Origin of the sequence: Pseudomonas fortuita, from assembly GCF_026898135.2 — a bacterium.
GTDB lineage: Bacteria > Pseudomonadota > Gammaproteobacteria > Pseudomonadales > Pseudomonadaceae > Aquipseudomonas > Aquipseudomonas fortuita.
The window spans coordinates 3,602,616-3,624,046 of record NZ_CP114035.2; the positions used below are offsets into that span (position 1 = coordinate 3,602,616).

Genomic DNA, 21,431 nt, shown 5'->3' on the forward strand with positions numbered 1-21,431 from the left:
GAGGATGCTGGCTACCAGGGAATGCCAGCTCAACCAATTGTTGGTAGGTCAGGTAGCGGGTGTGCACCACGCGAGGCTTGGCGTTGATGACGATAGTCGCCTTGAAGGGCATGACCACGAAGTGCTCAACGCCCGGTTTGGTCAGGTCGACGTAGTCCTTGTCACCGACCAGGATGTCGCGGCCATGGTTGATTAGACTGCTCCCAAAGCAGATGACATGAACAACTCGAATTCCTTCACCGGCACTGGTCGGGAGAAGTAATAGCCCTGAGCTTCGTCGCACCCCATACGACTCAATATGGGTAATACATTGTCGCTTTCCACACCCTCCGCGACGATCTGCAAATTGAGATTGTGCGCCAAGGTTACCATTGTGCCGACGATAGCTCTGTCATCGGCATTGTCGGCCAGATTCTGGACGAATGAGCGATCGATCTTCAGCCGATCAATCGTAAGATGTTTGAGGTAAGCCATGCTCGAATAGCCGGTACCGAAATCATCGATTGCCAACCGTACGCCCATAGCCTTCAACCGCCGGAAACAAGCGATCATCCTCTCGGTGTCCTCGATGAGAATCGACTCGGTGAGTTCTAGCTCCAATAAAGACGACTCTAAACCGGATGTGCTTAATGCCAGGGCGACACTATCGACATAATCGCCTTGTTTGAACTCAATAGCAGAGCAGTTCACCGCCACTATGAGTGTTCCAAGGCCCATGCGTTGCCAAGCCACGGCCTGTTCGCATGCAGTGGTAAGCAACCAACGCCCGATGGGCACGATTAATCCACTGGACTCCGCTTCAGCAATGAACTCCCCCGGGTATATCATTCCTCGAGAAGGGTGGCGCCAGCGCAATAATGCCTCTGCTCCGACTACCTCCCCGCTGTCTAGATTCACCTGCGGCTGGTAGTGCAGCTCGAACTCATCGTTGTGTAGTGCAACCCGCAACTCAACTTGCAGTTGTAGTGACTTCAGCGCTCGCTCTCCCATCGCTGGGGTGTAGAAGGTATGCCGGGCCCGACCGCATTTCTTTGCCTGATTCAGCGCAATGTCTGCAGCCTTGAATAAGTCGTCAAAGCTCGTCCCGTGATCAGGATGACAGGCAATACCAATGGAAGTCCGCACCTCCAACAAGCAGTTATGTACCAGCCAAGGCTCTCGCAGACGACTGTCAAGGTCGCGCAGCAACTGCTCCAACTGTTTTCTGGTCGTGGCTCTGACCAACATCAGATACTCATCTCCCCCCAAGCGGGCAGTAGTATCGATGCCCTGCAGACTTGTAAGACGCTGCGCCAGTTCGCACAGCACCTGGTCTCCGGCCACATGACCGAGGGAATCATTGATGGTCTTGAAATTGTCCAGATCGAGGTACAGCAGGTGGAAATCTTCTGCGTCGACAATGGCTTCTTCAATGCGCTCACTGATGCGATGCCGGTTCGGCAGCCCGGTCAGGGCATCGTGGTACGCCATAAATGCGAGGTCGGCTGTCGCTCGTGACTCACGCCGTTGCGCACGATGCAGACGACGGTCCAGAGAGATGATCACCAAAAAGAACACGGCGCTGAGCGCACAGGCCCAACCGAAGGTGTAGTGCCATTCCTTTCGGTAATCGTCGGTGGCAAGGCCGATAGTTAATGCCAGCGGATACTCGCCTATACGTTTAAAGCCATACAGGCGCTCAATGCCATCCAGCGGTGAACGCATATAGAAGTCACCGTCACGGCGTCCGCTCACATGCTGCTCGTCCAGGGCGACGCGTTCCTGAGGATCAAGAGGATTGGCCAGAGGGGGATCGCGCAGCACGCTTTCCGGCCGATCCACTCGACGTACACTGATGACGCCGTGGAGCCCGACGTCTACCTCGTGGAACAGTTCGAGCACCGTTGCCAAATTTAGCGACGTGGCGACCCAACCCTGCCTGCTTCCCAAGCGATCAAAGATAGGTATGGCGAAGTGCAGCCGCGGTTGATTAGGATCTTGCTCGATCACCAGCGAGTCACCGTCTTGCGCTTGCCGAGCAAGCAGTGACCAGTATCGAAGTTGGTCGAAGGAAGGCGCGGCGGTGCCATCGAAGCTGCTAGCAACCAGGCGCCCCTTTTCGTCGATCAGTTCGAAGGGCATCTGGCTTGGCAGGCTAGCCGCCTCTTCGTGAAAGCGCCTGATCAACGTGGCATCCAAACCGTGGTTACTTACCTCCCCGCCCGATAGCCGGGTAGCCAGAGTACGCAGATTGGCGTGTAGAGGTTGTAGCAAGCCAGAATCAAGCCGCGCCTCTAGTGCGAGCCCCAGATTGCGAACATCCAGCCGCGCCTGACGCTCTGTCTGTCGGTAAGCCACCACCAAGAGGGCTGCGAGCAGCACGAACAGACCGCAGCCGAATACCTTCCACAGATGTCCACGCCATGTTTGTAGTGCCGAGCGTGCGCTGTCACGGGTCGAAATCATGGGGTTACACCGAAAAACGCGAAATCATACCCTTGAGCTGGACCGCCAGTTGTGACAACTGCAGGCTTGCCACAGACGTCTGGGTCGCACTCGTGGCGCAATGGTTGGACAAGGTGCGGATGCTGACCAGGTTGCGGTCGAGCTCACGGGCCACGAGGGCCTGTTGTTCGGAGGCGCTGGCAATGACCAAATTGCGTTCGTTGATCATTGAAACGGCCTCCGTAGTTCGCTGTAACGAACCGCTCACAGCCTGGGCCCTCTCAAGGGTCTGAGCCACTTGACCAACACTCATCTGCAAGGCCTCAACTGTGACGACTGTGCCCTGCTGGATCGCAGTGATGATGCTCTCAATCTCCAGAGTTGAACTCTGCGTACGCTGAGCCAGTGAGCGAACCTCGTCGGCTACTACCGCGAAGCCTCTCCCCGCCTCTCCGGCGCGGGCTGCCTCGATCGCGGCGTTCAAGGCCAGTAGATTAGTCTGCTCGGCAATGCCACGGATGACCTCCATAACCATGCTGATGTCTCGTACCTGATCCGACAGTCCACTTGCCTGCCCGGAGGAACGCGTGATGCCCTCGGCTAGAACCTGAATCTGGTCAACGATGTTGGCGACCTGGCTGTGACCATTGCGCATCTCCTCGTCCGACTCGCGGGACAACTCGGAGGTGGAAACAGCATTGCCCGCCACCTCATCCACGGCGCTGCTCATCTGGGTGATCGCGGTCGCGGCCTGTTCGATTTCCTCGCTTTGCTGTTGAAGGCCTCGAGTACTCTCGTCCATCGCCGTGCTCATCTGCTCCGAGGCGGTGGCCAATTGACCGGCAGAGTCACTGATCAGGCCGATAGTTGTGCGCAGGCTATGTTGCATTTCCGCCATCGCATGCAGCAACTGCGCGGGCTCATCCTTGCCGGAGGGTACGATCGGCCTGTCTAGGTGACCGTCAGCGATGGCACGTGCCGCCTGCAGCGCGGTATGCAACGGCCTGACGATGCTGCGGGTGAGTAGCAACGCAAGCAGTACGGTGGCCGCAATCGAGGCACACAAGGCAGAGGCGACGACCACGACCACTCGTTCGTACAGCGCTTGGGCCTGAGTGATGGCCTTCGCCCCCCCTGCTTGGTTCTGCGAAACAAGTGCGTCGATCTGTTCGCCGATCAGGCTCCCACTTTGTGCCAGGGCCGCATTGATTTCCGCCTGTTGCGAAGCATCTGGGGTGCCAACCTGCAAGAGCCGAAGCAACCGGTCCAGATTGCCCACGTAATTTGCTAGCTCTACCTCTAGCATCTCGACCATTTGTTTCTCTAGCGCCGAAATCCCGCGGTTCTTGTATCGCGCTAGCTCTTCGGTCAGCCGCTGCCGGGCAGAGATGATCAAGTCTTCACTGCGAACCAAGGCCTGTGGATCAGATGTCGACCGAATGCGCACGCTCTCAATTCGCATAACGGCAACCTGAGCACTGAAGGTTTGCAGGATGCTCATTCCCGACATCCAAGTATCATTCACATGTCGTGCTACTCGATTTAGCTCGGCCATGCGCGACAAGCTGAAGATTCCAGTGAGCAGGAAGATTAGTGTGACCACCGCGAAGCCCAAGGCCGCACGCTTGCCTATCGTAAGATTGCTCAAAAGCACTGCGACCCCCATCCAGATAAACCCAGGAGATACCTCTCCTACTCTTCTGCCGTGAGATAGCCAGATGCCATCTCCGGATGAGTCTCAATGATGGAGCAACGTCACGATCACGCCTGCCACACCTTGGACGAGCCGGCGTCATATCATGGTGCTAACGACTCATACCTTGGTATTAACGCCCGCGTCCAAGTCGGCCCGCCCGCTCGATCAGGCTTACCAACGTGCGACCATCAAAGGGTTTGCCAAGGAACTCCAGAGCCCCGGCGGCCAGAGCCTGCTCACGCCAGCGAGCCTCAGGAAACGCGGTAATGAAAATTAGCGGCAGGCATACGCCCAAGGTCAGTAGCTGCTGTTGCAGCTCGAGCCCGGACAGCCCTGGCATCTGCACATCAAGGATTAGGCAATCGCAGGTGTGCAATGCTTGCGACGCCAGGAATTCAGTTGCCGACCCAAAGGTGTCAGCGCAATGGCCCATCGAACGGACCAGCCCATCGAGCGCCATCCTGACGCTTTCATCGTCATCGACGATACAAATATGGTAGGGAGACAAGACGTACTACCTGAAAAGCCAAAGACCGAGCTTTAGACTATGCTGCACTTGGCCTGCTGCAAATCATGCTCTGGTATGCCCCTAGGCTTGACCTTGTGCTTGCCATTGCACTGATAACGCTTGAGCCATGCGCACTAATTCGGCGAACGAGCCGGCGTTCATCTTGCGCATCGCACTGCCTCGATGAATCTTCACCGTGACCTCGCTAATCCCTAGCTCGGCTGCAATTTGCTTGTTCAACAGGCCAGTCGTGGCCATGGCCATCACCTCCTGCTCACGTGTGCTTAGGCGGTTGTGGCGCTCACGCAACTCGATGATGCCTTCCTCGCTCACTCGGCGTTGACGATCATGCTCAAGAGCCTCTACTACAGCATCGAGTAGATCCTGATCGCGAAATGGTTTGGTGAGAAAGCCCAAGGCGCCGGCCTTCATGGCCCTGACGCTCATTGGGATATCCCCGTAGGCAGTCATCATGATTACTGGAATGTTCACCCGCAAATCGTCCATACGAGCTTGGAAGTCCAGGCCGCTAGCGCCTTTGAGGCGCACATCGAGAATCAAACAACTAGGAACCTCCGGACGCGGAAACTGGAGGAACTCATTCGGCGAAGCGAAGGTTTTCACGGCCAGATCAACCGAACGCAGAAGCCCAACTACGGCCTCGCACAGGTCGTGATCATCGTCCACCATGTAGATGCAGGTGTTTTTCATGCTATTACCTCCTCGCAGACTCTAGGCAGTACAAACGACAAGGTCGCGCCTTCTCCCGCTCGGCTGTCGGCCCAGATGCGACCGCCATGCACCTCGATGATTGAGCGGCAGATGGGCAGGCCAATACCGATCCCCTCATCCTTGGTGGTGAAGAATGCGTTGAACAACATGTCGAGGTGCTCTTCCTCTATACCTTTACCACTGTCTCTGACCGTGACCTGCACCTGCTGATCCTGCTCACAAACCTCGATGTACAAATGGCGAGCTGAGCCTTCACGCTCGTCGATAGCGTCGATGCCGTTAATCAACAGGTTGATCATGACCTGTTGCAGTTGAATCCGGTCACCGCGTACCGTCAGACGACGGACCGGGCTTCGAAAGAGTTGTATCCGGCGATGCTGGATATCCCGCTCAAGGAGGGTCAGGGATTCGCTCACAACACTCTCTATATCCAGGCATTCATGCCGTGGCTCGGCCTTGCGGGTATGTTCGCGAATCCGCTGTATCACATCGCTCGCCCGTCGGGCATTGCTGGCCACCCTGCCAATTGCCACGCGCGCTTCATGTGCGTCGGCACGGTCCAGCCAACGTTGGGCCGCTTCGGCATTGGTTACGATGGCAGCCAGTGACTGGTTAACTTCATGAGCTATTGAGGTGCCCAACTCGCCCAACATGCTGACTCGGCTTACGTGGGCCAGTTCAGCCTGGGAGCGATGTAGTGCGACCTCGGCTAGGCGCCGGTCGGTCACATCGTTGTTACTGGCCAGAATCGCCCTGGGATTGCCAAGTTGGTCTCGGTGTAGCGACCATCGGCTGAGGATTGTGACCTCTTTGCCGGCGCGTGTTGTCTCGATCAGTTCGCCTTCCCAAACACCTTTTTCCAACAGCTCGGCCTTGATTGCCTGCGGTGCCTGTGATGAACGACTGCAGAGCAAATCCCAGCAGTCTCGTCCGATTACTTCATCGGCGGTCCAGCCGTAGAGTGCCTCGGCACCGGAATTCCAACTGCGAATACGGCTGTCAAACGTACAGACGATAATCGCATCATGGGTCTGCGACAGCAGTGCAAACTGCTCTCGTAAACGGTCGGTGACCTTCCGACTTTTCACGGCAAGCCAGCCAGCGACTGCAATGGCAACAAGGCTGACTAGGCAGCGGGCCAAAGCCTCACTGAAGAACTGGTTGTGGTGCGAAAGCAGGAAAGCCGCCAACGTCAGGCAACTACAAATCGCTGCTAGCAGACGTATGCCCCTCACCGAAAGACGGGTCGTGGCGATCATGATGACCAGTACGTAGAGGACGGCAACGGCGATCTCGAACGAAGTCAGAGTGTCGACAATGAAGATCGCCAGGGTGATGAGGCAGATGAAGCGCAAAAGCAGATCGTTGAACGCGCCACGCTCTGGCGCCATTGCATCGATCTCCTGGCCAGGAAAGCCCTGCATAGACAAATCCACTAATGAAGAAGGGTAACGGCGACGTCGCTACGGAAACGAGTGATATCCGCGCTTTTACAGCAAAAAAAATCCGGATTGGTAACACCGGAACTGGTATTCGTTTTTGCAGGTCCTCACAGCCCAAAGCTCAGTGCAATAGGATGAAGGTACAACCTTCGAAGATGGCGCATACATACTTGGGCTTGATCCTCACTGGTTCCGGGGGCTGACAAAGGCATACGGCGCTATAGCTGTTTTTGAATCCTTCGCCATCGAGCAAGAGCACGGCCTCGTCTGCATACGAAGGTGCCGTCCAATATGTGGGGGTGTCATTATCCAATGATGGTAAGGCTGTTCACATCCCCTACTGGCACAACACCTATGCTCTTTGGGGGCTTAATCCTCCTCCCCCACGTTTGTACAGTGACCTCGCACCACCGCTTTCATCGTTTATCAAGAGGTCATACCGTGAACAAACCCCTGAACGAGCAGATCATCTCAGCACGTCCGAGCTACTTAGCCGAAGCCAAATTCTTCGAGTACAGCAAAGCTGCCAATCCCATTGGCGCGAAGCTGATCTCTCGGGTGCCGTACCATACGTTTCCGGCGTCCCTATGTCAGGAGGGCGAGTCTCGAGTCATACCACTGGACTTAAGCCAAGCACTGGGTTGCGAAGGACCTGCCACGGGGCCGGGGCTGTGCGCTAACTTCGTACGAGTACTTGCTGGCGACAGCTTGCGTCTAGCTCCTAACGCCACCTCGCAAGTGCTCTACGTCATCGAGGGTGAGGGTCGGTTGACCTATGACAAATCCACCTTCGAGTGGCATAAAGGCTGCTTCGTTGCGCTGCCGGCCATGCATGCGAGCATCCTTCAGGCGTCTAGCGACAGCCGATTCTACTATGTGCACGACGAACCGCTGCTTCGTTACCTGGGCGCCACACGCAGTGAGGACCGTTTTGCACCGACGCTGTATGCCAGCGAGGTCGCCAACGCCCACTTGCGCCAAGCCGCCGCCGACCCGCGGGCCAAGGACCGCAGCCGAGTCAGCATTCTGCTCGGTAATCGTAACTTCCCGCAAACTCGCACCGTCACCCACGTGCTTTGGGCGATGTATGGCCTGGTCCCGGCTGGTGCCGTGCAGAAACCCCACCGACACCAGTCCCTCGCGCTGGACTTTATCGTCGACTGCCCGCCAGGTTGCTACAGTCTGGTCGGTACACAACTCGACGAAGCCGGTGAAATCGTTAACCCGACTCGGGTCGACTGGACCCCAGGCCTGGCTTTCGTCACCCCGCCCGGTTACTGGCATGCCCACTACAATACTTCCGATCGTGAGGCGCTGCTGATCCCGATCCAGGACGCAGGGCTGCAGACCTGGTTGCGCGCCTTAGATATCCGTTTCAGTTGAGTACTGTGGCCGGCACTCAAAGACGCCAGTATGGAGCCTCGCCAATGCGTTGCACCATGAAGTCGATGAAGCTGCGCACCTTAGAGGAAACGATCCGTTTCGGCGGATAGATAAACCACAGCGAGGTACCTACCTCTCCAGGCTGGCACTGCCATGCTGATAACCAGCGCACCAACGTGCCTTGGCGGATCGCCGTAGCGACCAGCCAAGCCGGCAGCAGGACGGGGCCCTGCCCCGCCTGCGCGGCGACTAGCTGAGCCTCAAGGTCGTTGGTTCGCAACGTAACCGTGTGACTTTGCCGGACTGTCTCGCCAGCGTGGCTCCAATACAGGTCCAGACGTTGGCTGGACGCAATGAAGCCTTGATCCGCCAGGGCCTCTGGATGCTCTGGTCCGCTCGGCTCATGCCACAATGAGGGCGCGGCGCACAGCACCCACTGCTCGTCAGCAATCTTCCTGGCTTTAAGCGAGGAGTCCGGCAAGCAACCGAGACGTATTGCTAAATCGGCTCCGGCGTCGATGAGATTGACCTGACTCTCCTCACAGGTGAGATCGACTTGGATTTGTGGAAATCGCGCCCTGAACTCGCTCAGCGCCGGCACGATGTGGTGCCGGGCAAACGCCGGTGGTGCGTTAAGTTGGAGCACGCCACGGGGCTCGTCATTCAACGAAGAGGCTGCGGCGCGCGCGACTTCCAGTTCATCCAGCACGCGCTGAGCATGTACCAGGAATGTTCTCCCGCCCTCTGTCAGCCTCAGCGCGCGGGTTGAGCGATTAAACAAAGCAATACCCAGGTCCGTCTCTAAGTCTCTTACGTACCGAGAAATAGTTGAGGCCTTCACCTCCAGTCGTTCTGCCGCCCGTGAGAAGTTGCTCTGCCGCGCCGCCTCGACGAAGGCATTCAAAGCACTGAAATAATCCAAACCGCGACCTCTATAGCATCCATAGGGTGCATCGCTGCCCCTATCACTGTTCCCAATATCCGGGGCTCTGGTACACCAGCTTCAGGTACTCAATAAAATGCCGCACCTTGGCTGGCAAGAAGCGCTGCTGTGGATACACCGCTTGGATATCGTAGTCATCGAGGGCAAAGTCATCCAGAACCGTGACCAGTTCGCCGCTTAGCAACTCCTTCTGAATCTCCCACGTCGAGCGCCAGCCGATCCCCAAGCCTTGGCGCATCCATGAGAACAGCAGTTCGCCATCGTTACACGCGAGACTGCCGCTGACCCGCATCGCTACCTGTCGGCCATTCCGCTGGAATACCCAGCCCCGTTGCTGGCCGCCCTGCAAAGTAAATGCCAAGCAATTGTGGTCGGCCAGGTCCTCCAGGGTGGTCGGACGGCCATTCCGGGCAAAGTATTCAGGGGTGCCACAAACTACCCGACGATTGCTGAACAACTTGACCGCTACATAGTTCGGGTCGGTTACCCCGCCAATGCGGATGCTCATGTCGTAGCCCTCGCTAACCAGATCGACGAGGCTGTCGGTGAGGTTGAACGAGAGCTTCAAGTTGGGAAACTCTTGGTGAAACCCCAATGCGTGCGGGGCAACGTGAACTCTGCCAAAAGAAGCGGGCGCCGAAACCATCAGGTTGCCTTTGACCATAGAGCCGCAGCCACTGATATCGGCCTCCATGTCGTCAAAATCACGCAGCAGTAACCTAGCGCGCTCCAGCAATTGCTCCCCAAGTTCGGTCAGGCGCAAACCCCGAGTCGATCGGTGCATCAGTTTAACGCCCAAGCGTTTCTCCAACGCATCTAGTCGCCTACCGAGTATTGCCGGGGTCACGCCTTCGCTCAGCGCGGCAGAAGCGAAGCTGCCCTTCTGGGCAACCTGAACGAAGCTATGTAGCTCTGTGTACCGTGCCATTCGATACCTTTCATATCGACAGAAAACATTTTTCAGGTGTTCTAACGCACGCAAGCCTAATACAGACTGACCTCCACTACAAAAATTATCGACCCGTGCGAAGGAGTACACAATGGCCAAAATGAGAGCAATCGAGGCCGCCGTTCTGGTGCTGCGCCGTGAAGGTATCGATACCGCATTCGGTATCCCCGGAGCCGCAATCAATCCGTTCTACGCTGCCTTGAAAAAAATTGGTGGAATCGACCATGTATTGGCCCGCCATGTCGAGGGTGCCTCGCACATGGCCGAGGGCTACACCCGTACCCACGCAGGTAATATCGGCCTGTGCATCGGCACATCCGGCCCGGCTGGCACCGACATGGTCACTGGCCTGTACAGCGCCTCGGCAGATTCCATTCCGATTCTCTGCATCACAGGGCAAGCCCCTCGAGCTCGACTGCACAAGGAAGACTTCCAGGCCGTCGACATCACCAGCATTGTCAAACCGGTGACCAAGTGGGCCACTACTGTGCTGGAGCCAGGTCAGGTGCCCTATGCCTTCCAGAAAGCTTTTTACGAAATGCGCAGCGGCCGGCCCGGTCCAGTACTGATCGACCTGCCATTTGACGTGCAGATGGCCGAGATCGAGTTTGACATCGACGCCTACGAGCCGCTACCGGTGCACAAGCCCCAAGCCAGTCGCGTTCAGGCCGAGAAGGCTCTTGCCATGCTCAATGCCGCTGAGCGCCCGCTGATCGTCGCCGGTGGCGGTATCATCAACGCCGACGCCAGTGACAAGCTGGTGGCCTTCGCCGAACTGACCGGCGTGCCGGTAATCCCTACCCTGATGGGCTGGGGAACCCTGCCCGATGACCACCCGTTGATGGCGGGCATGTGTGGCCTGCAGACCTCGCACCGCTACGGCAACGCTACCCTGCTCGAGTCGGATCTGGTGTTCGGCATCGGCAATCGCTGGGCCAACCGCCATACTGGCTCTGTCGACGTCTACACCGAAGGCCGCACGTTTGTGCACGTGGACATCGAGCCGACCCAGATCGGTCGTGTGTTCACCCCGGACCTCGGCATCGTCTCCGACGCAGGCGCCGCCCTCGATGTATTCCTCGAGGTAGCTCGCGAGTGGCAGGCCGCTGGCAAGCTCAAGGACCGCAAAGCCTGGGCTGAAGCCTGCCGTGAACGCAAACGCACCCTGCAACGCAAGACCCACTTCGACGAAGTGCCGGTCAAGCCGCAACGGGTATACGAGGAAATGAATCGTTTCTTCGGCAAGGATACTTGCTACGTCAGTACCATCGGTCTGTCGCAGATTGCCGGCGCCCAGTTCCTGCACGTGTACAAGCCGCGTCACTGGATCAACTGCGGCCAGGCGGGGCCGTTGGGTTGGACCATCCCCGCTGCTCTCGGCGTAGTGAAAGCCGATCCAGAGCGCCAGGTCGTCGCGTTGTCTGGTGACTACGACTTCCAGTTCATGATCGAGGAACTGGCGGTGGGCGCACAGTTCAACCTGCCGTACATCCACGTGCTGGTGAATAACGCCTACCTCGGTCTGATTCGCCAAGCCCAGCGTGGCTTTGACATCGACTACTGCGTGCAGCTGTCGTTCGAAAACGTCAACGCGCCAGAACTGGGTAGCTACGGCGTGGACCACGTGACCGTGGTTGAGGGCTTAGGCTGCAAGGCCATCCGTGTATTCGACGCGAACCAGTTGCCCGCCGCCTTCGCCCAGGCCCGCGAACTGATGGAAACCTTCCGCGTACCGGTGGTGGTCGAGGTAATCCTGGAGCGCGTCACGAACATCGCCATGGGTACTGAGATCAACGCCATTAACGAATTTGAGGCGCTGGCTACCAGTCGAGCCGACGCCCCTACTTCCATCCTGCCACTGGACTGACCCGGAGCCGATCATGCCTCGTTTTGCCGCTAACCTGTCCATGCTGTTCACCGAGGTGGACTTCCTGGACCGTTTTAAAGCCGCCGCCCAGGCCGGATTCCGTGGTGTCGAGTACCTGTTCCCCTACGATTACCCCGTAGAGGAGATCCGCGCCCGCCTGGATGCCAACCAACTGCAACAGGTGCTCTTCAATCTGCCCGCTGGCGACTGGGCTAAGGGTGAGCGTGGTATCGCCTGCCTGCCGGAACGGGTCGAGGATTTCCGTGCCGGCGTCGACATTGCCATTGAATACGCCAAGGTGCTGGGTAACACCCAGGTTAACTGTCTGGCTGGCATCACGCCGCAGGGTGTAGACCCGTTCATGGTGCAAAACACCCTGCTCGACAACCTCGAGTACGCTGCCGACCGCCTCGAAGCGGTGGGCATCAAGCTGGTGATGGAGATGATCAATACCCGTGACATCCCCGGTTTCTACCTGAACACCACGAAGCAAGCGCTGGAGATTCGTGAACAGGTCGGCAGCCCAAACCTGTTCCTGCAGTACGACATCTACCACATGCAGATCATGGAAGGGGACCTGGCACGCACGATGGCAGCCAACCTCGCTGCGATCAACCACATCCAGTTGGCCGACAATCCTGGGCGCAACGAGCCCGGCACTGGCGAGATCAATTATGCGTTCCTGTTCGAACACCTGGACCGCATTGGCTACCAAGGCTGGGTGGGCGCGGAATACAAACCACTGACAACAACCAAAGCGGGGCTCGGCTGGCTCAAGGCCTGATCGAGACCAAAGCCCCCATACAGTTCCGTGACACGTAACTGTATGGGGTCAACAAATAGAAAAGAGGCAATTTCTCATGGCTAAAATCGGTTTCATCGGCACTGGTATCATGGGCAAGCCCATGGCCCAAAACCTGCAAAAAGCAGGTCATGAACTGTTCGTTTCTACCCACCATGACCCGGTGCCCGCCGACCTCATCGCCACACCACTGCCCAGCCCAAAAGCGGTGGCCGAAGCAGTTGAGTTCATCATCGTCATGGTGCCCGACACCCCTCACGTTGAGGATGTTCTGTTTCGTCAAAACGGTGTAATCGAGGGCGTGGGCGAAGGCAAGGTGGTGATCGACATGAGTTCGATCTCACCAACCGCCACCAAGGTTTTCGCCGAGAAGGTCAAGGCCACCGGCGCTGCCTACCTCGACGCCCCAGTGTCCGGCGGCGAAGTCGGTGCCAAAGCCGCGACCCTGAGCATCATGGTCGGTGGCTGCCCGAACGCCTTCGAACGCGCTCTGCCGCTGTTCCAGGCCATGGGCAAGAACATCACCCGCGTCGGTGGTAACGGTGACGGCCAGACCGCCAAGGTCGCCAACCAGATCATCGTCGCCCTGAACATCCAGGCCGTCGCCGAAGCGCTGCTGTTCGCCGCCAAGAACGGCGCAGATCCTGCCAAGGTACGTGAAGCACTGATGGGCGGCTTCGCCTCCTCGAAGATCCTCGAAGTGCACGGCGAGCGCATGATCAAGGGCACCTTCGACCCAGGCTTCCGCATCAGCCTGCACCAGAAGGACCTGAACCTGGCCCTGCAAGGCGCCAAGGAACTGAACATCAACCTGCCCAACACTGCCAACGCGCAACAGGTGTTCAGCACCTGCGCGGCCATCGGTGGCAGCAACTGGGACCACTCCGCACTGATCAAAGGCCTTGAGCACATGGCCAACTTCTCGATCCGCGACGAGAAGTGATTCCCTAGCGACTACAGCGGTTTCTTCGCTGGAAGTTCGCAAAGCGTCCAGCACTGTCTGACTTGCGACCACGGGTCAGGCAGCGGCAATGAGCAATACCCGCCCTTGGTTCGGCCTGCACGGAGGCAGTTCCAGGGGCGTTTTCGATTCTGCAGAACAACAAGAATTTTGGGAGCCTGCCATGTCGGTCGATCCGCAAAAAATCCTTCGCAAGCTGTTCGATACAGCCATCAACGCCGCGCATCCCCGCCAGGTGCTCGAAGCCCATCTGCCCAGCGACCGCACCGGCCGCGTCATCGTCATCGGCGCTGGCAAAGCCGCCGCAGCCATGGCCGAAGTGGTCGAGCGCAGTTGGCAAGGCGACGTCTCGGGCCTGGTGGTCACCCGCTACGGCCACGGCGCCAACTGCTCGAAGATCGAGGTGGTCGAAGCCGCCCACCCGGTACCGGACGCCGCGGGCCTGGCCGTTGCCAAGCGCGTGCTGGAGATGGTCAGCAACCTCACCGAAGACGACCGTGTCATCTTCCTGCTTTCCGGCGGTGGCTCTGCCCTGCTGGCCCTGCCCGCCGAAGGCCTGACCCTGGCCGACAAGCAGCAGATCAACAAGGCGCTGCTCAAGTCCGGCGCCACCATCGGCGAGATGAACTGCGTGCGCAAGCACCTCTCGGCGATCAAGGGCGGCCGCCTGGCCAAGGCCTGCTGGCCGGCCACGGTCTACACCTATGCGATTTCCGATGTACCGGGCGACCTCGCCACGGTCATCGCCTCCGGCCCCACCGTGGCCGACCCGAGCACCAGCGCCGAAGCCCTGGCGATCATCAAGCGCTACAACATCGCCGCACCAAAAGCGGTGATCGACTGGCTGAACAACCCGGCTTCGGAAACCGTCAAGGAAAACGACCCGGCCCTGGCCCGCAGCCACTTCCAGTTGATCGCCAAGCCCCAGCAGTCGCTGGACGCCGCCGCCGTGATCGCCCGCAAGCACGGCTTCAGCCCGTTGATCCTTGGCGACCTGGAAGGCGAGTCGCGTGAAGTGGCCAAGGTGCACGCCGGCATCGCCCGGCAGATCCGCCTGCATGGCCAGCCGCTGGCCGCGCCCTGCGTGATCCTTTCCGGCGGCGAGACCACCGTGACCGTGCGCGGCAACGGCCGTGGCGGGCGCAACGCCGAGTTCCTGCTGAGCCTGACCGAAAGCCTCAAGGGCCTGCCGGGCGTCTACGCCCTGGCCGGTGACACCGACGGCATCGACGGTTCGGAAGAGAACGCCGGGGCGATCATGACCCCCGACAGCTACGCCCGCGCCCAGGCCCTGGGCCTGTCGGCCGCCGACGAGCTGGACAACAACAACGGCTACGGCTACTTCGCCGCGCTGGATGCGCTGATCGTCACCGAGCCGACCCGCACCAACGTCAACGATTTCCGCGCCATCCTGATCCTCGAGACTGCCCAACATGACGCCTGATAAAAAAGTAAAGATCCTTGCCACCCTGGGCCCTGCGATCAAGGGCATCGACGACGTACGCCAGTTGGTCGAGGCCGGGGTGAACATCTTCCGCCTCAACTTCAGCCACGGCGAGCACGCCGACCATGCGATGCGTTTCAAGTGGATCCGCGAAGTGGAAAGCCAACTGAACTACCCACTGGGCATCCTCATGGACCTGCAAGGTCCGAAACTGCGCGTTGGCCGCTTTGCCGAAGGCAAGGTCCATCTGCAACGTGGCCAGTCTCTACGCCTGGACTTGGATGGCACGCCGGGCGATGAGCGTCGAGTTAATCTGCCGCACCCTGAGATCATCGCCGCCCTGGAGCTGGGCATGGATCTGCTACTGGACGATGGCAAGTTGCGCCTGCGGGTGACCGCCAAGCACGCTGATGCTATCGACACCGAGGTGCTCAATGGTGGCGAGCTGTCCGACCGCAAGGGCGTGAACGTGCCGCAGGCGGTGCTCGACCTCTCTCCGCTCACCGAGAAAGACCGCCGCGACCTGACCTTCGGCCTGGAACTGGGCGTGGACTGGGTGGCGCTGTCGTTCGTGCAGCGCCCGCAGGACATCGTCGAGGCGCGCCAACTGATCGGCGACCGTGCCTTCCTCATGGCCAAGATCGAGAAACCGTCGGCCGTTACCCAACTGCGCGAGATCGCCGAACTGAGCGACGCGATCATGGTCGCCCGTGGTGACCTAGGTGTGGAAGTGCCGGCCGAAAGCGTGCCGCAGATCCAGAAGAGCATCATCACCATCTGCCGCCAGTTGGGCCGCCCGGTGGTTGTTGCGACCCAGATGCTCGAGTCCATGCGATTCTCCCCTGCCCCGACCCGCGCTGAGGTCACGGACGTAGCCAACGCCGTGGCCGAAGGTGCGGACGCGGTGATGTTGTCGGCCGAGACTGCCTCGGGTGACTACCCACTGGAAGCGGTGCAGATGATGAGTAAGATCATCCGCCAGGTTGAAGCGGGCCCGGATTACCAGGTGCAGTTAGACGTTGGACGGCCTCAGGCCGAGGCCACTGTCTCGGATGCGATCAGTTGTGCGATCCGCCGGATCAGCGGCATTCTGCCGGTGGCGGTGCTGGTGAATTATAGCGAATCAGGGGCGTCGACCCTGCGTGCCGCCCGTGAGCGCCCGAGAGCTCCTATCCTCAACCTGACACCAAATCTGAACACAGGTCGACGTCTGAGCGTCGCCTGGGGCGTCTATTCGGTCGTCAATCAACGGTTGCGGAAGGTCGAGGATGTTACGAGTACAGCACTCTCTCAAGTGCAATTGCTGGAAATGGCCAAGCCCGGCGACACGGTTGTCATAACCGCCGGTATGCCGTTTGGACGCCTTGGCAGCACCAACACGTTACGCATAGAACAAATTCCCATGAGCTAGGACCCTCAGGCCATAGTCCCGAGCACAGGCGCTTACAAGCGCCTGTTTTTATTTCCAACCTTCCAGGCGCATAGTCGCTCGAACCAGGCGTTGTTCTTCTTGCTCAATCTCTTGCAGGTTGTCACGGACGCTAGTGATGTGTTCTCGAGCAGCTCGTTGGGCCTGTTCGGGTAACTGCTCCATCACCGCATGGTAGAGCCGAGAGTGCTGGCGATCGATCTGCCGTTTCTGCGCTGGCCGACAGTAGAGATTATTGACGGAAGCAAACACCGTGCTGAGCGTCAAATCGCTGAGTGACTGCAAGGTGTGCACTAAGACCGGGTTATGCGAAGCCTCACTAATCGCTCTGTGGAAGGCATGGTCGCGCCGGGCGTGCTCACGTGGGTCATGGGATTCTGGATTCTCATGGGCGTCTACCATCTCGTCGTAGCGACGTTTGATCAGCACCCGATCAATATCAGTCGCACGTAGTGCGGCCAGTCTGGCCGACTCTGCTTCAAGAAGTGCTCGCACTTCCAGCAGGTCGAACAGCGTCCGCGGTTGTGAGCTAAAAAGGTGCATCAAAGGGGTCGCATTACCTGTCCTACTCAAATCTGCAACGAATGAACCCCGCCCTTGTTCGGTCTCAACAATGCCTCTGCCACGTAGCACTCGCAAACCTTCCCGTAATGCTGATCGCGAGCATCCCAGCTTCTCCACCAGACGTCGCTCAGAAGGCAATGCCTGGCCAACCTTGAGTACACCATCGACGATCAGCTTTTCGATACGTTCGGCCACTTGATCGGCGATCTGTACTTTTTCATGCTTCTGCGAAACCACGGTGTCCATTGCCACCTCTCAACTGGTAGGACCAGCTTCTTATTGTTATCTCGTTAGAGAAAGATTTTCACGCAAAAACCTCTCTACCACCACATTCATTTTAGCCATGCGGCAAAAAAGTGGTCCTACCAGTTGGCGTGCTCATCGACTCCCCGCGATAGAACGAGCAGCCTAATCTCGACTTCGGTCTGGTGAGCCAGCGTCGTATGGGTGATCCCCCCAGGCGCCCCGGCCACGCCAAAAAACAACAAAAATACAAGTGAGCCTTATGAATATTCTCTACGATGAGCGAGTCGACGGTGCCCTGCCGCGGGTCGACAAGGCTGCCCTGCTTTTTGAGCTACAAGAGTCCCTTCCAGATCTGGAAATCCTCCACAGCCAAGAAGATCTCCTTCCCTACGAGTGTGATGGTCTTTCCGCCTACCGTGTGGTTCCGCTGTTGGTGGTACTGCCTAAGCGGATCGAGCACGTCCAAGCCCTTTTAAAGATTTGTCATGCCCGTCAGGTCCCGGTGGTCGCACGCGGCGCTGGCACAGGTCTATCCGGAGGCGCCCTGCCACTGGAGCAAGGCATTCTGTTGGTAATGGCCCGCTTCAACCGAATCATTGAGGTCAATCCCGAAGGTCGTTACGCACGGGTTCAGCCCGGTGTTCGTAACCTGGCGATTTCTCAGGCGGCTGCGCCTCATGGGTTGTACTACGCACCTGATCCTTCCTCACAGATCGCTTGCTCAATCGGCGGCAACGTCGCCGAGAACGCAGGTGGCGTGCATTGTCTGAAGTACGGTTTAACCGTACACAACCTGCTCAAGGTTGAGATTCTCACCATCGAAGGCGAGTACATGACCTTGGGCAGCGATGCGCTAGACGCCCCAGGGTTTGACCTGTTGGCGCTGTTTACTGGTTCTGAAGGCATGTTGGGCATTGTCACTGAGGTGACTGTCAAACTGTTGCCCAAGCCCCAGGTCGCACGCGTTTTGCTGGCTAGCTTCGACTCGGTGGAAAAAGCCGGGCGCGCAGTTGGCGATATCATCGCCGCCGGCATCATCCCCGGGGGGCTGGAGATGATGGACAACCTGTCTATCCGCGCCACGGAGGACTTCATTCACGCCGGTTACCCCGTGGACGCTGCTGCCATCCTGTTGTGCGAGCTTGACGGCGTAGAGTCCGACGTGCAGGAGGACTGCGAATGCGTCGAGGCAGTGCTTCGGGCTGCGGGCGCGACCGACGTGCGTCTGGCCTGCGATGAAGCCGAGCGCGCGCGCTTCTGGGCCGGACGCAAGAACGCCTTCCCGGCGGTGGGGCGCATCTCTCCAGACTATTACTGCATGGACGGCACCATTCCACGCCGTGAGTTGCCGGGCGTGCTCAATGGCATCACGGAGCTTTCGGAACAATACGGTTTGCGTGTCGCCAACGTATTCCATGCCGGCGACGGCAATATGCATCCGCTGATTCTCTTCGATGCCAACCAGCCTGGTGAACTGGAACGTGCCGAGGCGTTGGGCGGGAAGATCCTCGAGCTGTGCGTGGCAGTCGGTGGCAGCATCACCGGTGAGCACGGTGTGGGCCGCGAGAAAATCAACCAGATGTGCGCGCAATTCAACAGCGATGAGCTGACCCTGTTCCACGCCGTCAAGCACGCCTTCGACCCGCAGGGCCTGCTCAACCCCGGCAAGAATATCCCTACCCTGCACCGCTGCGCCGAATTTGGCTCGATGCACGTGCACCACGGCAAGTTGCCCTTCCCTGAACTGGAGCGCTTCTGATGCGACACGATCACGACGCTAGCGCTGCCCTGCTGGAGCAGGTCAATCAGGCGCTCAACGAACGCACGCCTCTGCGCATTCAGGGCAGCAACAGCAAGAATATGCTTGGCTGTCCGGTCACGGGCGAGGTGCTTGATACCCGCAGCCACCGCGGGATTGTCAGCTATGACCCCACCGAGTTGGTACTAACCGCCCGCGCCGGTACGCCGTTGGTGGACATCGAGGCCGCGCTCGACGCCGCCGGCCAGATGCTGCCTTTCGAGCCACCGCATTTTGGCCCTGGAGCCACCCTCGGCGGCATGGTCGCCGCCGGACTTTCCGGCCCACGCCGCCCTTGGGCCGGCTCGGTACGGGACTATGTACTGGGCACCCGCGTTATCACCGGTCACGGCAAACTGCTGCGCTTCGGTGGTGAAGTAATGAAGAACGTCGCTGGCTACGATCTCTCGCGGCTGATGGCGGGTAGTTTCGGGTGCCTGGGGGTGTTGACCGAAGTGTCGCTGAAGGTGCTACCCAAGCCGCGCAAGTGCCAGAGCCTGCGCTTGGAAATGGACCTGCACCAGGCCTTGGGCGAGCTGGCCGAATGGGGCCAGCAACCGATACCGATCAGTGCAGCCTCCTACGACGGGCATGCCCTGCACCTGCGCCTGGAAGGCGGCGAAGGCTCGGTGGCCTCCGCGGTCGAGCGTCTGGGAGGTGAGGACCTCGATGGTAGTTATTGGACTGACCTGCGTGAGCAACGCCTGGGCTTCTTCGAGGCCCCTCAACCGCTGTGGCGCCTTTCGCTGCCACACAACAGCGCGCCGATCGAATTGCCGGGCAGGCAGTTGCTGGACTGGGGTGGCGCACAGCGCTGGTTGAAATCCGACGTCCCCGCAGAACTGATTCGCCAGGCGGTAGCCCGCATCGGCGGTCATGCGACTCTTTATAAATCAGATCCGGCGTCGTTCCATCCGCTGGTGGCACCGCTGCTGCGCTACCACCGCAATCTCAAGTTGCAACTCGATCCCCAGGGCATCTTCAACCCGGGCCGCCTGTACGCCGAAGTCTGAGAGTGCACCATGCAAACTAATCTGAGCGAACAAGCCAAAAGTCTTCCCCGTGCCGAGGAAGCCGAACGTATTCTGCGCTCCTGCGTGCATTGCGGGTTCTGCACGGCCACCTGCCCCACCTACCAACTGCTGGGCGATGAGTTGGATAGTCCGCGCGGACGCATTTACCTGATCAAACAGGTGCTCGAAGGACAGCCGGTCACGGCCAAGACCCAAGCTCACCTGGACCGCTGCCTGACCTGCCGCAACTGTGAAACCACCTGTCCGTCCGGAGTGCAATACCACAACCTGCTCGACATCGGCCGCGCCGTGGTTGAGCAACAGGTGCCTCGCCCGCTGGGCCAGCGGCTACTGCGTGAGGGCCTGCGTGCAGTGGTACCGCGTCCTGCACTGTTCAAGGCCTTGACCAGCACCGCCAAAGCCTTCCGTCCGTTGCTGCCGCAAACCCTGCAAGCCAAGCTACCGCGCCATCCGCACCCGGCCAAGCCTCGTCCTCAACTGTTGCATGCACGTCGTGTGCTAATGCTCGAAGGCTGCGTGCAACCTGCCCTCTCGCCCAACACAAATGCGGCGGCAGCACGTGTGCTTGACCGCTTGGGAATTTCTGTGACTGCGGCCCGCGAGGCCGGTTGCTGTGGTGCAGTGGACTACCACCTCAATGCTCAAGAAAAGGGCTTGGAACGCGCCCGGCGCAATATCGATGCCTGGTGGCCAGCTATCGAGGCAGGTGCCGAAGCCATCGTACAGACGGCCAGTGGCTGCGGCGCTTTTGTGCGCGACTACGGCCATCTGCTCGAAGACGACCCTGCATACGCCGAAAAGGCCGCGCGGGTCAGTACTCTGGCTCGTGACTTGGTCGAGGTGTTGCGCGACGAGCCATTGGAACGGCTGGGTATCCACGGCGATCGTCGCTTGGCCTTCCACTGCCCCTGCACTCTGCAACATGCACAAAAGCTCGGTGGCGCTGTTGAAGGTGTGCTTGAGCGACTGGGCTTCAGCCTAACCGCCGTGCCTGACAGTCACCTGTGTTGCGGTTCGGCAGGCACCTATTCGCTGACTCAGCCGGAACTGTCATTTCAACTGCGCGACAACAAGCTCAACGCCCTGGAAAGCGGCAATCCGGAAGTTATCGTCACCGCCAACATCGGCTGCCAGACCCACCTCGACGGCGCTGGACGCACACCTGTGCGCCATTGGATTGAACTGGTGGAAGAAGCACTCGTTTAGGTG

The 21,431-nt window shown here is 59.1% G+C and carries 18 protein-coding genes and 1 pseudogene; 10 read left to right on the forward strand and 9 right to left on the reverse strand.

Annotated features, from left to right (window positions below):
- Positions 1-61 precede the first annotated feature (61 nt).
- Positions 62-196, forward strand: coding sequence for a hypothetical protein (locus OZ911_RS16475; protein WP_256587412.1), 135 nt, complete (start codon positions 62-64; stop codon positions 194-196).
- Here the strand turns inward: OZ911_RS16475 and OZ911_RS16480 are convergent.
- From OZ911_RS16480 to OZ911_RS16500, 6 genes and pseudogenes are all read right to left on the reverse strand, one after another.
- Positions 193-2,445, reverse strand: coding sequence for a putative bifunctional diguanylate cyclase/phosphodiesterase (locus OZ911_RS16480; RefSeq protein ID WP_102667719.1), 2,253 nt, complete (start codon positions 2,443-2,445; stop codon positions 193-195). The genes OZ911_RS16475 and OZ911_RS16480 overlap by 4 nt on opposite strands.
- 4 nt (positions 2,446-2,449) lie before the next feature.
- Positions 2,450-3,322 carry a methyl-accepting chemotaxis protein gene (locus OZ911_RS29030; RefSeq protein WP_371918318.1) on the reverse strand — a complete coding sequence of 291 codons (873 nt, stop codon included), beginning with the start codon at positions 3,320-3,322 and terminating at the stop codon, positions 2,450-2,452.
- 33 nt (positions 3,323-3,355) lie between these two features.
- Positions 3,356-4,090: pseudogene (locus OZ911_RS29035) on the reverse strand (MCP four helix bundle domain-containing protein); the annotation flags it as partial.
- A 160-nt stretch (positions 4,091-4,250) separates the two neighbouring features.
- Complete coding sequence (locus OZ911_RS16490; protein ID WP_004577346.1) at positions 4,251-4,628, reverse strand: response regulator transcription factor; 378 nt, start codon at positions 4,626-4,628, stop codon at positions 4,251-4,253.
- A gap of 81 nt (positions 4,629-4,709) precedes the next feature.
- The gene (locus OZ911_RS16495) at positions 4,710-5,339 is read right to left on the reverse strand and encodes a response regulator transcription factor (RefSeq protein WP_004577345.1); all 630 of its coding nucleotides are present in this window, start codon (positions 5,337-5,339) and stop codon (positions 4,710-4,712) included.
- Positions 5,336-6,751, reverse strand: a complete 1,416-nt coding sequence (locus tag OZ911_RS16500; RefSeq protein ID WP_012314195.1) for a sensor histidine kinase — start codon at positions 6,749-6,751, stop codon at positions 5,336-5,338. Before OZ911_RS16500 ends, OZ911_RS16495 begins: the two co-directional genes overlap by 4 nt.
- A gap of 363 nt (positions 6,752-7,114) precedes the next feature.
- On the opposite strand from OZ911_RS16500, the gene OZ911_RS16505 reads away from it, so the two are divergent.
- Positions 7,115-8,185: a cupin domain-containing protein gene (locus OZ911_RS16505; protein WP_268968372.1), complete on the forward strand. Its 1,071-nt coding sequence runs from the start codon at positions 7,115-7,117 to the stop codon at positions 8,183-8,185.
- Positions 8,186-8,201: 16 nt separating this feature from the next.
- Here the strand turns inward: OZ911_RS16505 and OZ911_RS16510 are convergent, their stop codons facing one another.
- On the reverse strand, positions 8,202-9,107 hold the full coding sequence (locus OZ911_RS16510; protein ID WP_004577342.1) for a LysR family transcriptional regulator: 906 nt from the start codon (positions 9,105-9,107) through the stop codon (positions 8,202-8,204).
- 43 nt (positions 9,108-9,150) lie between these two features.
- Complete coding sequence (locus OZ911_RS16515; protein WP_004577341.1) at positions 9,151-10,056, reverse strand: LysR family transcriptional regulator; 906 nt, start codon at positions 10,054-10,056, stop codon at positions 9,151-9,153.
- A 112-nt stretch (positions 10,057-10,168) separates the two neighbouring features.
- Between OZ911_RS16515 and gcl the strand changes: the two genes are divergently transcribed.
- The 5 genes from gcl to pyk all read left to right on the forward strand — a co-directional run bounded on the left by gcl (position 10,169) and on the right by pyk (position 16,562).
- Positions 10,169-11,944 carry a glyoxylate carboligase gene (gene gcl, locus OZ911_RS16520; protein WP_004577340.1) on the forward strand — a complete coding sequence of 592 codons (1,776 nt, stop codon included), beginning with the start codon at positions 10,169-10,171 and terminating at the stop codon, positions 11,942-11,944.
- Positions 11,945-11,957: 13 nt separating this feature from the next.
- A complete protein-coding gene (gene hyi / locus OZ911_RS16525) occupies positions 11,958-12,728 on the forward strand; it encodes a hydroxypyruvate isomerase (protein ID WP_012314193.1) in 771 nt (256 codons plus the stop codon).
- Between the two features lie 76 nt (positions 12,729-12,804).
- On the forward strand, positions 12,805-13,689 hold the full coding sequence (locus OZ911_RS16530) for a 2-hydroxy-3-oxopropionate reductase (protein ID WP_004577338.1): 885 nt from the start codon (positions 12,805-12,807) through the stop codon (positions 13,687-13,689).
- 181 nt (positions 13,690-13,870) lie between these two features.
- Positions 13,871-15,151, forward strand: a complete 1,281-nt coding sequence (locus OZ911_RS16535) for a glycerate kinase type-2 family protein (RefSeq protein ID WP_004577337.1) — start codon at positions 13,871-13,873, stop codon at positions 15,149-15,151.
- Positions 15,141-16,562: a pyruvate kinase gene (gene pyk, locus OZ911_RS16540; RefSeq protein WP_004577336.1), complete on the forward strand. Its 1,422-nt coding sequence runs from the start codon at positions 15,141-15,143 to the stop codon at positions 16,560-16,562. Before OZ911_RS16535 ends, pyk begins: the two co-directional genes overlap by 11 nt.
- Before the next feature lie 48 nt (positions 16,563-16,610).
- On the opposite strand, the gene glcC is transcribed toward pyk, so the two are convergent.
- Positions 16,611-17,390 carry a transcriptional regulator GlcC gene (glcC, locus tag OZ911_RS16545; RefSeq protein WP_012314192.1) on the reverse strand — a complete coding sequence of 260 codons (780 nt, stop codon included), beginning with the start codon at positions 17,388-17,390 and terminating at the stop codon, positions 16,611-16,613.
- A gap of 259 nt (positions 17,391-17,649) precedes the next feature.
- Between glcC and glcD the strand changes: the two genes are divergently transcribed.
- From glcD to glcF, 3 genes are read left to right on the forward strand one after another with little or no spacing between them, the layout of a single operon-like run.
- Positions 17,650-19,149, forward strand: a complete 1,500-nt coding sequence (gene glcD / locus OZ911_RS16550; RefSeq protein ID WP_004577334.1) for a glycolate oxidase subunit GlcD — start codon at positions 17,650-17,652, stop codon at positions 19,147-19,149.
- Positions 19,149-20,201: a glycolate oxidase subunit GlcE gene (glcE, locus tag OZ911_RS16555; RefSeq protein ID WP_012314191.1), complete on the forward strand. Its 1,053-nt coding sequence runs from the start codon at positions 19,149-19,151 to the stop codon at positions 20,199-20,201. Before glcD ends, glcE begins: the two co-directional genes overlap by 1 nt.
- A gap of 9 nt (positions 20,202-20,210) precedes the next feature.
- Positions 20,211-21,428 carry a glycolate oxidase subunit GlcF gene (glcF, locus tag OZ911_RS16560; RefSeq protein WP_012314190.1) on the forward strand — a complete coding sequence of 406 codons (1,218 nt, stop codon included), beginning with the start codon at positions 20,211-20,213 and terminating at the stop codon, positions 21,426-21,428.
- The last annotated feature ends 3 nt before the right edge of the window (positions 21,429-21,431 follow it).

What these genes read in the sequence shown, in the direction of transcription:
- OZ911_RS16480 (WP_102667719.1), bottom strand. Translation starts at nt 2,445, where the DNA reads ATGATTTCGACCCGTGACAGCGCACGCTCGGCACTACAAACATGGCGT.
- OZ911_RS29030 (WP_371918318.1), bottom strand. Translation starts at nt 3,322, where the DNA reads ATGGCGGAAATGCAACATAGCCTGCGCACAACTATCGGCCTGATCAGT.
- OZ911_RS16495 (WP_004577345.1), bottom strand. Translation starts at nt 5,339, where the DNA reads ATGAAAAACACCTGCATCTACATGGTGGACGATGATCACGACCTGTGC.
- OZ911_RS16500 (WP_012314195.1), bottom strand. Translation starts at nt 6,751, where the DNA reads ATGGCGCCAGAGCGTGGCGCGTTCAACGATCTGCTTTTGCGCTTCATC.
- OZ911_RS16505 (WP_268968372.1), top strand. Translation starts at nt 7,115, where the DNA reads ATGATGGTAAGGCTGTTCACATCCCCTACTGGCACAACACCTATGCTC.
- OZ911_RS16515 (WP_004577341.1), bottom strand. Translation starts at nt 10,056, where the DNA reads ATGGCACGGTACACAGAGCTACATAGCTTCGTTCAGGTTGCCCAGAAG.
- gcl (WP_004577340.1), top strand. Translation starts at nt 10,169, where the DNA reads ATGGCCAAAATGAGAGCAATCGAGGCCGCCGTTCTGGTGCTGCGCCGT.
- hyi (WP_012314193.1), top strand. Translation starts at nt 11,958, where the DNA reads ATGCCTCGTTTTGCCGCTAACCTGTCCATGCTGTTCACCGAGGTGGAC.
- OZ911_RS16530 (WP_004577338.1), top strand. Translation starts at nt 12,805, where the DNA reads ATGGCTAAAATCGGTTTCATCGGCACTGGTATCATGGGCAAGCCCATG.
- OZ911_RS16535 (WP_004577337.1), top strand. Translation starts at nt 13,871, where the DNA reads ATGTCGGTCGATCCGCAAAAAATCCTTCGCAAGCTGTTCGATACAGCC.
- pyk (WP_004577336.1), top strand. Translation starts at nt 15,141, where the DNA reads ATGACGCCTGATAAAAAAGTAAAGATCCTTGCCACCCTGGGCCCTGCG.
- glcC (WP_012314192.1), bottom strand. Translation starts at nt 17,390, where the DNA reads ATGGACACCGTGGTTTCGCAGAAGCATGAAAAAGTACAGATCGCCGAT.
- glcD (WP_004577334.1), top strand. Translation starts at nt 17,650, where the DNA reads ATGAATATTCTCTACGATGAGCGAGTCGACGGTGCCCTGCCGCGGGTC.
- glcE (WP_012314191.1), top strand. Translation starts at nt 19,149, where the DNA reads ATGCGACACGATCACGACGCTAGCGCTGCCCTGCTGGAGCAGGTCAAT.
- glcF (WP_012314190.1), top strand. Translation starts at nt 20,211, where the DNA reads ATGCAAACTAATCTGAGCGAACAAGCCAAAAGTCTTCCCCGTGCCGAG.